Origin of the sequence: Bacillus cereus group sp. N12 (assembly GCF_016483575.1) — a bacterium.
Taxonomy (GTDB): Bacteria; Bacillota; Bacilli; order Bacillales; family Bacillaceae_G; genus Bacillus_A; species Bacillus_A toyonensis.
In genome coordinates this window covers 1-13,105 of the sequence record NZ_JAEHBO010000109.1, presented here as the reverse complement: position 1 = coordinate 13,105, position 13,105 = coordinate 1, and the positions used below count along the sequence as shown (strand labels likewise).

The following is a 13,105-nucleotide window of genomic DNA, read 5'->3' as shown; positions in this document are numbered from 1 at the left end:
TCCTTATACAGCGTATGAAAATGGAGGAGGTGCATTCTTTTTACCGTACTTATTTGCATTATTAACGACTGGTATTTCATTGCTAGCATTCGAATTCGCTCTTGGGCATCGTCATCGTGGTTCTGCACCACTTACATTCTTCCGTATTCATCCACGTGCTGAATTTATTGGATGGTGGCAAATGTGTGTAACGTTTATCGTTTCAACATATTATGCAGTAATTATCGCTTGGTCTATTTCGTATACGTATTTTGCAATTACTGGAGCGTGGGGGAAAGACACGCAATCATTTTTATTTAAAGAATATTTACATGTTGCAGATAAACCAGGGCAATTTGGGGGGCTTGTGCCAGAAGTATTAATTCCGTTAGCTCTCGTTTGGATTATTGTGCTTGGCGTTGCATTCAAAGGCGTTAAAAAAGGAATCGAAGTTGTTAACCGCATTTTTATTCCTTTATTAGTTGTTATGTTTTTAATTATCGTTGTTCGTGCAGTGACGATGGAAGGTGCGATGCAAGGGTTAGATGCATTCTTTAAACCAGACTGGAGTCGTATTTTTGATGGGAAAGTATGGCTTGCTGCTTATGGACAAATTTTCTTTAGTTTATCTCTAGCATTCGGAATTATGATTACGTATTCTAGTTATTTACCGAAAAACTCAGATACAACAAATAATGCTTTTATTACAGGGTTTGCAAATTCAGGATTTGAATTATTAGCCGGAATTGGAGTTTTTGCTGCTCTTGGATTTATGGCAAATAACATGGGGGTACCAGTTGATAAAGTTGCGAGTGCTGGCGTAGGGCTTGCGTTTGTAGTATTCCCACAAATTATTAATGAATTACCGATGTCACCGTTATTTGGAGTATTATTTTTCTTATCGTTAACTGTTGCTGGAATTACATCACTCATTTCACTTGCGGAAGTATGCTTTGCGGCTGTATCTGAAAAATTTAGTTTGAGTCGTCAAAAGACGATTGGAATTATGGGAACACTTCTCGTGTTAGTTTCTCTTGTTTTTGCAACACGTGGTGGGCTTATGTTTCTAGATGTTGTTGATTATTTCGCTAATAATTTTGGATTAATTACAATTGCACTAGCTGAAGTGGTTACGATAGGTCTTATCTTGCGCCGTCTACCTATTTACCAAAATCATGCTAACTTTGTATCTGATATAAAATTAGGAACGTTTTGGAGAGTTAGTTTACTCGTTATTACTCCACTCATGTTAGGGTATATGTTAATTGATGGTGTAATCCAAAATATTAAAAAGAACTACGGAGATTATCCGACGGAATTTGTTGTAACATATGGTTGGTCGATAGCGGCAGCATTCCTTCTAGTCGCACTAGTCATTGGTTTGAAAAAATGGAATGCACAAATACATTCAGATTCTGCCCAGCTTGAAAAAGAATGGAAAGATCGAGGTGTTTCATGATGAGTGGATCAGCGATTATGATGATGGTTATTGGTATCGTAGTCATTTGGGGAGGACTTGCATTAAGTATCGCAAATTTATTTAAGAAAAAGGCATAAGCTAAAAACATCTGTACCGAAACGGTACAGATGTTTTTTTATGAAAAAATTGTATTAGAAAAAAATTCAATAACCATACTACAACTACGAGGAAGAGTGAAGGGGTGAATGAAAATTGGAAGGAACGATTTATATTAAAATGCGCAATCGTTTAAAAATTTCTCCTGCGTATGGAATAAAGCTGAGTGATGTCGCTCAACTTGCAGGAGATTCTTTTGTAGTTGAGTCTTTACAAAATGAAATAGTTTACAACGTAACAGCACATGATAAGACGCATGTTGTAATTGATGTTATGAAAGTAATTGAAATTATTCAACAAAAAGCATCTCATGTACAAATTAATTTACTAGGTTCTGGACAAACTCTTGTTGAAATTATATATGAAAAAAAGAAAGTGCCCCCAATTTTCTTTGGGCTTGTATGGTTGTTGTTGTTCATTGGGGCGGCCCTTGCGATCATTTATTTCCATGAGGATGTAAGTATGCAACAAGTACACCAGCGGTTATATTACATGATTACTGGAGAGTTTAAGGAGCAACCACTATTATTTCAAGTTCCCTATTCAGTAGGTCTTGGATTAGGTATGGTTTTATTTTTTAATCATGTATTTCAAAAGCGAATTAATGAAGAGCCGAGTCCGTTAGAAGTTGAGATGTTTCAATATCAACAGTCGCTTGATCAATATGTAATTGTTAATGAAAACAAGGATAACACGAAACAGCTTGCCGATGATTGAATGTGGGTTTGTTATATTAATTGGTTTAGCTGGCGGGATTGCAGTAGGTAGCGGATATGTTGCCTTTTTGGCTGTACTTGGTATAATCCCTCGTTTAGCTCAATTAACGAGAAGTGGAAAGCATATTCAATATTTTGAGTGGGCTGTCATTGCGGGAACTTTAACTGGGGCTTGGTGTAGTTTGAAAAACATTACATTTCAAACATCGCAATATTGGCTTGTAATATTAGGTTTATTTTGTGGTACATTCATTGGAATGCTTGCTGCGGCATTAACGGAAGTATTAAATGTTTTACCTATTTTAGCGAAACGAGTCGGGGTAGAGGGGAAAATTGTTGTTTTACTCGTTGCTCTTGTACTTGGCAAAGTAATAGGCTCATTGTTTCACTGGATTTATTTCGTAAAGTAGGAGGCAATATATAAATGACAAACCGAAAACTGAAAGATGATTACATAAATAAAGTGAAGGAGTACCATCCAAAGCCAAACTATTTACTAAATTGTGTGAAGGCATTTCTTGTAGGTGGGCTCATTTGTACAGTCGGAGAAATATTGATGAAATTTTATATACATTATTTTCACTTTAGTGAACAAGAGGCAGGAAATCCGACAGTTGCAACTCTTGTTTTATTGTCGGCGATTTTAACAGGATGTGGTGTATATGATAAAATCGGTCAATTTGCTGGAGCAGGATCGGCAGTACCAGTTACAGGATTTGCAAATTCTATGGCGAGCGCTGCGCTAGAACATAAGAGTGAGGGGATTGTTCTAGGGATTGCTACAAACATGTTTAAGCTTGCAGGAAGTGTTATCGTGTTTGGCGTTATTGGAGCATATATTATCGGATTAATAAGATATACTTTTAAAATTTTTATGTCTTAAAGGAGGGGCGAGTATGAGGTTGACAGGAAAACAAACGTGGGTATTTCAAAATGATATTTACGTAAATGCAACGGGTACTGCTGTCGGTCCGAAAGAAGCTGAAGGCCCTCTTGGAAAATATTTTGATATTTCATATAATGACTTGCATTGTGGAGAGGAAAACTGGGAACTTGCTGAACGAAAATTAATGTCAGACTCAATGCAACAAGCAGTGCAAAAAGGGAATATAAAAACATCACAAATTGATTTCTTTTTAGCGGGCGATTTATTAAATCAAACAGTGACAGCGAATTATGTTGCGCGTCAGTGGGGGATTCCTTTTTTAGGAATGTTTAGCGCTTGTGCGACGTCAATGGAAACTTTAGCAGTTGGATCAGCATTTATAGACGGTGGATTTGCGAATCGTGTCTTAGCTACGGTGAGTAGTCATAATGCAACGGCTGAAAGGCAATTTCGTTATCCAACAGAGTATGGGGGACAAAAGCCAGAAACCGCAAATTCAACTGTTACAGGTGCAGGGTCCATATTAATTAGCAAAGAAAAAAGTGCAATTAAAATTACGGCAGCTACGATTGGAAAAGTGCAAGATTTAGGAATTATGAACCCTTTAGATATGGGATCGGCAATGGCACCAGCTGCTGCTCATACAATCCAACAGCATTTTGAAGATTTAGGAAGAAGCGCAGCTGATTATGATTTGATTGTTACTGGTGATTTATCGGCTGTTGGGACACCAATTGCAAAACAACTTTTACTTGAGGAAGGTTATGACCTTGGGCATATATACAATGATTGTGGATTAATGATTTATGATTCAAATCAAGAAGAAGTGTTTGCAGGTGGCAGTGGTTGTGCTTGTTCCGCTGTTGTCACATACGGCCACTTATTACGTGAAATGCAAAAAGGGAATTTACAACGCATTTTTGTCGTTGCAACGGGGGCTTTATTGAGCCCAATGATGATGCAACAAAAGGAAACGATTCCAACAATTGCGCATGGCGTTGTGTTTGAAAGAGTTAAAGGAGAGTGAATTGTGGATTTTGTATATGCATTTCTTGTAGGAGGAGCGATTTGTGTAATTGGACAAGTATTGTTAGATTTTGCAAAGTTAACACCGGCCCATTTAATGGCAAGTTTTGTAGTTGTCGGAGCCATTTTAGACGGATTCGGATTGTATGATAAGCTTATAAAATTTGCAGGTGCTGGAGCAACAGTCCCTATTACAAGTTTTGGACATTCACTATTACACGGAGCAATGCATGCGGCGGAAAAACATGGGTATTTAGGAATTGGTATCGGCATGTTTAGTTTAACGTCTGCGGGCATTTCCGCAGCTATATTATTTTCATTTTTTGTAGCACTTATATGTAAACCGAAAGGATAAATCAAATGAGACGAAGGGTTGTTTTGGTAACAGATGGAGATGAATATGCAAAGCGGACAATTGAGCTGTTAACAAAGGAATTTGGGGGCAGGTGTATTTCAGCATCGCAAAGTAATCCAACCAAATTGACAGGGAAGAAAGTTGTTGAGCTTATTATGCAAACGCCATATGACCCTGTATTTGTCATGTTTGATGACAGTGGATTTATTGGAGAAGGATCTGGTGAAAAGGCTTTAAAATATGTAGCCACACATAAACAAATTGATGTACTTGGTATTTTAGCGGTAGCATCTAATACACATCATTGGGAATGGGCGCGTGTAGATGTAAGCGTAGATCGGAATGGGAATTTAACAGAATACGGTGTTGATAAATTTGGACTTCCAGATGGTGAAATTGGCAGGATTAGTGGGGATACGATTTATTGTTTAGATGATTTGAATGTTCCAGTCATTGTGGGGGTCGGTGATATTGGCAAGATGTGTGGAAATGATGAATGGGAGCGAGGATCACCTATTACTAGAAAAGCAATTCAATTAATTTTGGAAAGGAGTGGGTTTTATGACGAAGCCTAAAAAAGTGAATATCCCGATTTCGTCTTTTTTAAGTGATAATGAAAATTACTTAAAGCAAACTGTTGGATTGGGTGTCACATATGATGTTGGTATTCGTAAATTTCAAATTTTAAACAAAGAAATTGGTGTGTTATTTGTAAATGGACTTTGTGATACGAATTATATTATCCCTATTTTAGAAGAAGCGGTGGATACAAATGAAATAAGGGATGTAGAAGAAGATACAGTAAAGCTTTTAGAGAATCGTTTAATTCATCAACAAGTAAGTAAAGTAAAAACGATGGATGAAGTAATGCTCCAAGTATTATCAGGGCTTATTGTTATATTTGTGGAAGGTGAAACGGAAGCTTTTGCAATTGATGTTCGTAGTTATCCGGGGCGGACACCGACAGAACCAGATACAGAAAAGGTAGTACGTGGTGCAAGGGATGGTTTTGTTGAAAATATTGTTGTAAATACAGCGTTAATCCGTAGAAGGATCCGCGACCCACGTCTTCGAAATGAAATGGTTCGAGTAGGGGATAGATCACAAACCGATATTTGTATTACATATGTACAAGATGTTGCAAATCCAGATTTAGTGAAGATTATAAAACAAGAATTAAATAATATTGAAGTAGATGGGATTACGATGGCGGATAAAACGGTGGAAGAATTTGTAGTCAAACAAGGTTATAATCCATTCCCGCTTATTCGCTACACAGAAAGGCCAGATGTAGCAGCGAACCATTTGTTAGAAGGACATGTGTTAGTACTTGTTGATACATCACCAAGTGCTATGATCACTCCAACAACATATTTCCACCATTTACAGCATGCAGAAGAATTTAGACAAAATCCAGCTGTAGGTACATTTTTACGTTGGGTACGTTTTTTAGGTGTTATTTTCTCGTTATTTTTATTACCATTTTGGTTAGTATTTGTATTTGATCCAACTCTTTTGCCACCGAATCTTGCTTTTATTGGACCGACTAAGATGACGCATTTACCAATTTTATTACAAGTGTTAATGGCAGAGGTCGGACTTGAGTTTTTAAGAATGGCTGCCATTCACACTCCGACGTCGTTATCGTCTGCGGCGGGGTTAATTTCTGCTATATTAATTGGTCAAATTGCCATTGATGTAGGGTTGTTTGTACCAGAAGTTATTTTATATGTAGCTGTTTCGATGATTGGGGCATATGCAACACCGAGCTATGAATTAGGACTAGGAAATAAGGTTGGGAAATTGTTTGTAATTATTTTAACAGGTCTCTTCCATGAGATAGGGTTTGTAATTGGAATGACGATATTGATTTTATTTTTAACGTCTATAAAAAGTTTACAAACACCGTATTTATGGCCGTTTCTACCATTTGATTGGGGCGCGTTAACGAAAATTTTACTCCGACCAACTATGTCTAGTTTAAAAGTGCGTCCTAGTATTGTGCGACCTCAAAATGTAAGAAGACAAAAATAAACGGGATTATGCTCCCGTTTATTTTTTTATTGAAAATTTATTTTTTTTTAACAAAAACCAAACATTTTTTGTGTACACTTAGAGTAGATATTGTGTATGAAAGGGGAAGAGGACATGATTAAATTATTTGTAAGTGATTTAGATGACACGCTCGTTTACAATGTGAATGATATGCAAAAAGAAGATGAACGTGCACTTTGTTGGCTAGCTGAAAAAGGGACAAATATTTGTTTTGCCTCTGGCCGCTTTACTCACCGAATTGATGAAGTCGTAAAAAAGTTTTCATTCCCGTATTACACAACAGGTTTAAATGGGGCGACAATGTTACTGCCGGACGGTAAAATATTTCATGAATCAAGTTTTGAAGATAGTGTTGCCCAGGAAATATATCGATATATACATAACAAAGGACTAGCAGATATTGTTTGTGCAAATGAGCAGCGATATACAAAAAGAAAAAATGAAAATCATCATACTTTTGAAGAGTATATGGGGGTACATATTGCTGAAATAGAAGCGTTAGAAGAAGAATTTGGTAAGACTGTACATCCAGCGAAATTATTTGTATTTGGAGAAGAAGAGAAAATTGTAGCATTAGATCAAGAGTTACGAAATACGTTTCACAGTGAAGCGGAAGTTTTTATATCAGGTAAACGTTATGTTGATATTATGCCAAGGGGTGTAAGTAAGGGGAGTGCTTTAAGGCGACTAATGGAACATTTAAAAATTGAAGCAAATGAAGTTGCCTGCATTGGAGATTCTTTTAATGACATTTCAATGTTTGAAGTAACCCCGCATTCATTTACTCTTCATCATGCTCATCCATATGTGAAGGAGAAAGCAAATCATGTTGTTCGTTCGGTTGAAGAAGCTGTTATGAAATTACCGTTACTTGTATAAAAAAGAAGCTCGTCACTGACGAGCTTCTTTTTACTTGAATAAAGATTTAACAAAATCAATGATACTTGAGAAGAAATCTTTAACTTTATCTAGGAAACTTTGCCCTTCTTCAGACCCTAAAAAGGCAGAAACGTGTTCTTTTGCTTTATTTAACTGACTGCCAACTTGATTCCAATCGATATTAAGATTTTTCATTTTATCAAATAACGCTACTAAGTTATCCAACTGTTCATCCGTTAATGTAATGCCGAGTTGATCAGCAATTTTTTTAATTAATGAACGTAAATCTTCCGTTGTTTTTGGCTGCTCTTTTGCAATCTCTTCTTTAATTTTTGCAACAAGTTGAACTGCTTTTTCTTCACCAATTTTATCGCCGAGCTGGGCCGTTTGCACCATTTCTTCATTGGCTACTTTTTTTACTTCCTCAGGAATTGCTTTGTTCGATGTTGTTTCATAGGCCTTCATTAAACCTGTTAAAGCAGCAGTTCCTGAAACTTTAAATGGTGCAGTAATTTGAATCTCTGCATCTTTCACACCTGCTGTAATAAGTGCGTTTGTGTACATTGCATCTGTTATTGAATTAATGTTTTTTGAACGTACAATGAGACCAGATCCTGGCTTTGTGTATGTAATCATAGAAGAGGAAATTGCTCGCGTACCAATTTGTGCTTTTGGAACAATTCCTTCTAGAAATTTATGTTCTTCCGCATTAGACACAGTAATAATTGTAGCATCTTTCGGTGCTTTCATTTCTTGTAACAGATCTTGTTTTTGTTGTTCAGATAAGTTTTCTCCTAGTGTAACAATTGATTCTCCCTCAATGATGTCTGCAAATGAAGCTGTTGGCATCATAAATACCGTTACAGCTAATAGCAGAGCTAGTAATTTCGTTTTCACGAAAAATCGCTCCCTTTCTCTTTCTAAAATTTTCGGGCAACACAGTTATTATAGTATATATTTCTTATTTGTCACCTAGCTTTGTCCACATTTCGAAAAAGAAGTATGTAGATTGTCGGATTCTTTTTTGTTTCTAGTCATGAATGTGGTAATATAGTGCTGAGATACTTGAAAGGAGACATATACATATGAAAACTTTAGGATACATATTAATGGAAAATGGTGAAAAAATCGAATTGGAATTTTTTCCAGAAGAAGCACCGAAAACAGTAGAAAACTTTAAAAAATTAGCAGAGCAAGGATTTTATGATGGTGTGACATTCCACCGCGTTATTCCTGGCTTCGTAAGCCAAGGTGGAGACCCAACAGGAACAGGTGCAGGTGGCCCAGGTTACTCTATCCCATGTGAGACTGATGGAAATCCTCATAGACACCTTGTAGGATCACTTTCTATGGCACATGCTGGCCGTAACACAGGTGGTAGCCAATTCTTTGTTGTTCATGAGCCACAACCGCATTTAGATGGCGTACATACTGTATTTGGTAAAGCGACAAGCGGTATTGAAACAGTATTAAACATGCGTCAAGGCGATGTAATGAAAGAAGTTAAAGTTTGGGAAGAGTAAGTTATGGAAAAAGGGAGCTTTTGCTCTCTTTTTTTATTTTTTAAATAGGAATGAGTATTTTCTTTACAGTACATGATACAAACTGTACTGTAATTGTTGCTAAAATATATGACTTATGAGAACAAACTTTTAACAAATTACATAGAATACACTAGATTATATGTTTCAATAAACATTTTTTATTATATTAATTTTGCTAGAATTAAGTTGCTCTATGGTGACTAATAATGAAGCGGTAATGAGTAGCGGATGTTACTTTTAACTATCATATAGCATTGTCTTTTTTTAAAATCTACTTAGAAAGAAATAGTACTGAAACATATATTTGACTTTCTTCTTTTCGCTTTGTATGATTATCAAGTTGTTTTAGGCTCTTCTCACTCTGTTGAAAATATTGTAAAATGAATGTGATATGAAAAGAGTGATTGAGGGGATTCATAGTTTGTAACTTTTGTAAGAAGGGATAAGGGTTATGTTAATTCGTTTTAAAAAAAGTTATGAAAAAATTGCAATGGGGCTTCTTTCGTTTATGCCAACTGAAAAAGATGTGAAAACATTACAATTGACAATGAAAGAGTATGAAGCGAAAGAGGATTGGCAATTGTATTTGTGGAAGCAAAATGAAGATTTTGTTGGAATAATGGGGATTGTAAAAAAAGAGAATCAAGTATTAGAAATTCAGCATTTGAGTGTGAACCCGTCTCATCGTCATATGGGAATTGGGACGATGATGGTTCAAGAGTTAAAGAGCAAATTTCTTGATTTTACAATTTGCGGAAATGAGCAAACAACAAGTTTTTGCGAAAAGTGTAAAGGGCTTGAACAAAATATACATTCATGAAAGCAGGGATAAGTAGTTTATTATCTCTGCTTTCTTTTTTGTAATTGTTCTTTGCGTTCAGTGATGACTTCTGTTCGATTACGTAATGTGTGCTTGTGTAGGATATATTCACTAGGAGTAGCGTTCATATCTTTCCACGGAAGGTTTTGTTTCTGACATAACTGCATACATTTCTTTTCCAATGATGTGTCCGATAATGGTAAAAATAACGGTACAAAACTTTCTTTTTTTTGTATAGATTGCACTCTTTCAGTGAGTAAGGGTAGAAGTTGCGCTTGATTGATTCCTAAACGTTGTAAAAGTGCACTGTTTTTTTCTAAAATTGTGATTGCACTTTTCATCATCTTTGTGGCGCCATTCCAGTTAGTGCGTCTTTGGTGGTATAAAGAAACTGCCACTTGAATGAGACCGACTAAGTAATCATCACGATTTCCTCTCGGTTTGGTTTTCCAATACTCTTCCAATATTTCGTGACATTCAAAATAGTCATAGTCTCCGTGAAAATGAATTAAAAATTGTATGTATTCGGTAGGATACATATTTTTCGCCCCTATCTAACGGTTATAAATACAAGTGTATCATAGAAATATGAACAATAAACGACTAGGGGATTTTCCCTAGTCGTTTATTGTTCATGTTAGCAGAAGCAAGCTGCCCCTACAATAATTAGTAAAATAAACAGTACAACAAGTAATGCGAACCCACCGCTAAAACCGCAATCAACGTGACCCATAGTTTTTTGACCTCCTACATTGTTCTTACTACACTGTTATCATATGAAGCTGTGGGCATGATGACATAGGCATAGGTCTATTTTTAATTAAATTTCTTAAAAAGGTTGGATAGAACATGAGTATGCTCTATACTTATGTTGTTATAGAAAAAATGTGGTGGGATGCTTTGTGCAGTATAATTTTAAAGTAGAGGCTTTTGAAGGGCCTTTAGATCTATTGTTACATTTAATACATCGTTATGAAATTGATATATATAATATTCCTGTAGCGGATATTACAGAACAATATTTGTCTTATGTCCATACGATGAAAGAACTACAATTAGATGTTGCAAGTGAGTATTTAGTAATGGCTGCAACGTTATTGCAAATTAAAAGTAAAATGTTGTTGCCGAAACATGAAGAAGATGTACTTGATAATGGTGATGACTTTATAGATGACCCTCGTCAAGAATTGATGGAGAGGTTAATTGAATATAAGAAATATAAGCAAGTTGCTACTGAGTTAAAAGAAAGAGAACAAGAAAGAGCACAGCTATATACACGTCCGCCAATTGATTTTACATCGTTGCAACAAGAAGAGGAGACAAGCTTACCTCTTGATGTTACGTTATATGATATGCTAGCGGCATTTCAAAAATTAATGCGCCGTAAAAAAGCAAAGAAACCTGTAACAGCACGAGTTACTCGTCAAGAAATACCAATTGAACAACGAATGACTGATATTCTAAAACAGTTAGAAATAAAAGGTGGCCGTCAAAGTTTTTATGATTTGTTTGCTGATGAAGAACGTGAAATAATGGTTGTAACATTTTTAGCGGTTCTTGAGCTTATGAAAAAACAACAAATTAGCATTGAGCAAGAACATAATTTTGATGAAATTTTTGTATCGAGTTCTAATAAATCCGCATAGAGCTTGTATGGGAAATGGGATAGAGAAACAGTTTATCTCATGTTACGTTTTAATGAATCGTTTGGAACAAGAAAAGAAATATTGAACCGAACGCATTGATTGTGATTCGGTTTTTTGATGTGTATTTTTAATGAGAAAATAAGAGGAAGGAGCTCGGACAATGGATAGAAAAGAACAAAAATCAATCATTGAAGGGCTTTTGTTTGTTTCTGGTGATGAAGGGATTTATCCAGAACAAATAGCGAAAGTTCTTGAAATTGAAGTGAATGAAGTAATAGATATTTTAGAAGAAATGCAAAAAGAATATGAAGGTGCACATCGCGGTTTGCAAATTGTACAATATGCAAAAGTATATCGCTTTGCTACAAAGAAAGAACATGCTTCGTACTATCAGAAATTAATAGATATCCCAACAGCTGCCTCACTCTCTCAAGCTGCTCTTGAAACGTTAGCGATCGTTGCATATCGTCAACCGATTACAAGGACAGAAATGGAAGAGATTCGAGGGGTGAAAACGGACAAGGCACTACAAACGTTAGTTTCACACTTACTTATAAAAGAAACTGGCCGAGCAGAAGGTCCAGGACGTCCTATTTTATATGGAACGACAAAAGAATTTTTGGACACATTTGGATTGAAAACATTAGATGATTTACCGCTACTTTCTGAAGAGAGTGAACAAATGAATGAAGCAGATTTATTCTTCGGTTCTTTACAAGAAATATCAAAATAAAAGCTTAGCATTTTGCTAAGCTTTTTTTGTATATCAATTATATCCCGTGCCATACTAAGTGAAAAAAAGGAGACGAGTTATGAAGGGTATACGAAGTATTTTGTTGTTAATTTCTGTTTTATTATGTTTTTCTTTAAATAGTACCTCGGCTAAAAGATATATGATGTCTATTCATGCTACGTCTCCTTTACATATGCAGCGGCAACATCTTAGTAAAATGCAAGTGAACTTTTTAAAAGTTGGACAAGGTGATGCAACACTTATTGTATTGCCAAATGGACAAACAATGTTAATTGATGGAGGACCTTATGAAGCAGGAGAGGTTATTATTCAAAAACTAATCGAAAAAGGGATAAACCATTTAGATGTTATTGTCAGTACGCATCCTGATATGGATCATATTGGTGGATTAATTCCGATTGTAGAGCAAATGCCGGTCTCACTTATACTAGATAGCGGAAAAACATATAGCTCTTTTACATATCATACGTATCGAAATAATATTAAGAAAAGGGGAATACCTTTTGTTTCGGTAAAGGAAGGACAATATATACCGCTAGATCCACATGTTTCTATACAGGTATTAAACAATGGGAAATCGAAAGATGAAAATAATGAATCCTCAATTGTTTTAAAGGTTCGATATGGAAAGGCTGACTTTTTATTGATGGGCGATGCTGATGTACGGACGGAACATGAGATATTAAAGCAATTTGATGTACATGCAGATATATTAAAAGTTGGGCATCATGGCTCATATACTTCAACAAGTGAAACGTTTATAAAAAAAGTAGAACCACAGTTCGCTATTCTTTCGTATGGGAGTAGCAATCCGTATGGCCATCCTCACCAAAGTGTAGTAAGGAGATTGAAACGGCACGGTATAATGA

General features: G+C 35.8%; 18 protein-coding genes. 15 read left to right on the top strand and 3 right to left on the bottom strand.

The window, feature by feature from the left end:
- The 10 genes from JDS92_RS27555 to JDS92_RS27510 form a co-directional block, all read left to right on the top strand.
- Window positions 1-1,438: sodium-dependent transporter (locus tag JDS92_RS27555; protein WP_199632848.1), on the top strand; the 1,438-nt coding region annotated here is incomplete at its 5' end.
- Window positions 1,435-1,536 (top strand): methionine/alanine import family NSS transporter small subunit, encoded by a 102-nt coding sequence (locus JDS92_RS27550; protein WP_002093318.1) that lies wholly within the window; start codon window positions 1,435-1,437, stop codon window positions 1,534-1,536. The genes JDS92_RS27555 and JDS92_RS27550, both read left to right, overlap by 4 nt.
- A 115-nt stretch (window positions 1,537-1,651) precedes the next feature.
- Window positions 1,652-2,272, top strand: a complete 621-nt coding sequence (locus JDS92_RS27545; RefSeq protein ID WP_098911567.1) for a stage V sporulation protein AA — start codon at window positions 1,652-1,654, stop codon at window positions 2,270-2,272.
- On the top strand, window positions 2,265-2,681 hold the full coding sequence (gene spoVAB / locus JDS92_RS27540) for a stage V sporulation protein SpoVAB (protein ID WP_000568664.1): 417 nt from the start codon (window positions 2,265-2,267) through the stop codon (window positions 2,679-2,681). Before JDS92_RS27545 ends, spoVAB begins: the two co-directional genes overlap by 8 nt.
- Before the next feature lie 14 nt (window positions 2,682-2,695).
- Window positions 2,696-3,154 carry a stage V sporulation protein AC gene (gene spoVAC, locus JDS92_RS27535; protein WP_199632847.1) on the top strand — a complete coding sequence of 153 codons (459 nt, stop codon included), beginning with the start codon at window positions 2,696-2,698 and terminating at the stop codon, window positions 3,152-3,154.
- 13 nt (window positions 3,155-3,167) lie between these two features.
- On the top strand, window positions 3,168-4,184 hold the full coding sequence (gene spoVAD, locus JDS92_RS27530; RefSeq protein ID WP_001241169.1) for a stage V sporulation protein AD: 1,017 nt from the start codon (window positions 3,168-3,170) through the stop codon (window positions 4,182-4,184).
- Window positions 4,185-4,187: 3 nt separating this feature from the next.
- Complete coding sequence (spoVAE, locus tag JDS92_RS27525) at window positions 4,188-4,538, top strand: stage V sporulation protein AE (RefSeq protein WP_000348322.1); 351 nt, start codon at window positions 4,188-4,190, stop codon at window positions 4,536-4,538.
- A gap of 5 nt (window positions 4,539-4,543) precedes the next feature.
- Complete coding sequence (spoVAEA, locus tag JDS92_RS27520; RefSeq protein WP_001254416.1) at window positions 4,544-5,113, top strand: stage V sporulation protein SpoVABEA; 570 nt, start codon at window positions 4,544-4,546, stop codon at window positions 5,111-5,113.
- Window positions 5,100-6,572, top strand: a complete 1,473-nt coding sequence (spoVAF, locus tag JDS92_RS27515; protein ID WP_000165603.1) for a spore germination protein SpoVAF — start codon at window positions 5,100-5,102, stop codon at window positions 6,570-6,572. The genes spoVAEA and spoVAF overlap by 14 nt, the downstream gene beginning before the upstream one ends.
- 96 nt (window positions 6,573-6,668) lie before the next feature.
- Window positions 6,669-7,472, top strand: coding sequence for a Cof-type HAD-IIB family hydrolase (locus tag JDS92_RS27510; RefSeq protein ID WP_002059967.1), 804 nt, complete (start codon window positions 6,669-6,671; stop codon window positions 7,470-7,472).
- Window positions 7,473-7,502: 30 nt separating this feature from the next.
- On the opposite strand, the gene JDS92_RS27505 is transcribed toward JDS92_RS27510, so the two are convergent.
- Window positions 7,503-8,369: a DUF1002 domain-containing protein gene (locus tag JDS92_RS27505; RefSeq protein ID WP_199632846.1), complete on the bottom strand. Its 867-nt coding sequence runs from the start codon at window positions 8,367-8,369 to the stop codon at window positions 7,503-7,505.
- A 188-nt stretch (window positions 8,370-8,557) separates the two neighbouring features.
- Here JDS92_RS27505 and JDS92_RS27500 point away from each other — a divergent pair, with 188 nt between their 5' ends.
- Both JDS92_RS27500 and ribT read left to right on the top strand, forming a co-directional pair.
- Window positions 8,558-8,995 (top strand): peptidylprolyl isomerase, encoded by a 438-nt coding sequence (locus tag JDS92_RS27500; RefSeq protein WP_000853789.1) that lies wholly within the window; start codon window positions 8,558-8,560, stop codon window positions 8,993-8,995.
- A gap of 472 nt (window positions 8,996-9,467) precedes the next feature.
- The gene (gene ribT, locus JDS92_RS27495) at window positions 9,468-9,836 is read left to right on the top strand and encodes a GNAT family N-acetyltransferase RibT (protein WP_199632845.1); all 369 of its coding nucleotides are present in this window, start codon (window positions 9,468-9,470) and stop codon (window positions 9,834-9,836) included.
- Between the two features lie 20 nt (window positions 9,837-9,856).
- On the opposite strand, the gene JDS92_RS27490 is transcribed toward ribT, so the two are convergent.
- Window positions 9,857-10,375, bottom strand: coding sequence for a DUF309 domain-containing protein (locus JDS92_RS27490; protein WP_199632844.1), 519 nt, complete (start codon window positions 10,373-10,375; stop codon window positions 9,857-9,859).
- A 98-nt stretch (window positions 10,376-10,473) separates the two neighbouring features.
- Window positions 10,474-10,569 (bottom strand): YjcZ family sporulation protein, encoded by a 96-nt coding sequence (locus JDS92_RS27485; RefSeq protein WP_000510194.1) that lies wholly within the window; start codon window positions 10,567-10,569, stop codon window positions 10,474-10,476.
- 169 nt (window positions 10,570-10,738) lie between these two features.
- Between JDS92_RS27485 and scpA the strand changes: the two genes are divergently transcribed.
- From scpA to JDS92_RS27470, 3 genes are all read left to right on the top strand, one after another.
- On the top strand, window positions 10,739-11,482 hold the full coding sequence (scpA, locus tag JDS92_RS27480; protein WP_001199750.1) for a segregation/condensation protein A: 744 nt from the start codon (window positions 10,739-10,741) through the stop codon (window positions 11,480-11,482).
- A gap of 160 nt (window positions 11,483-11,642) precedes the next feature.
- Window positions 11,643-12,215 (top strand): segregation/condensation protein ScpB, encoded by a 573-nt coding sequence (gene scpB / locus JDS92_RS27475; RefSeq protein ID WP_000375175.1) that lies wholly within the window; start codon window positions 11,643-11,645, stop codon window positions 12,213-12,215.
- Between the two features lie 79 nt (window positions 12,216-12,294).
- Window positions 12,295-13,105: ComEC/Rec2 family competence protein (locus JDS92_RS27470; RefSeq protein WP_199632843.1), on the top strand; the 811-nt coding region annotated here is incomplete at its 3' end.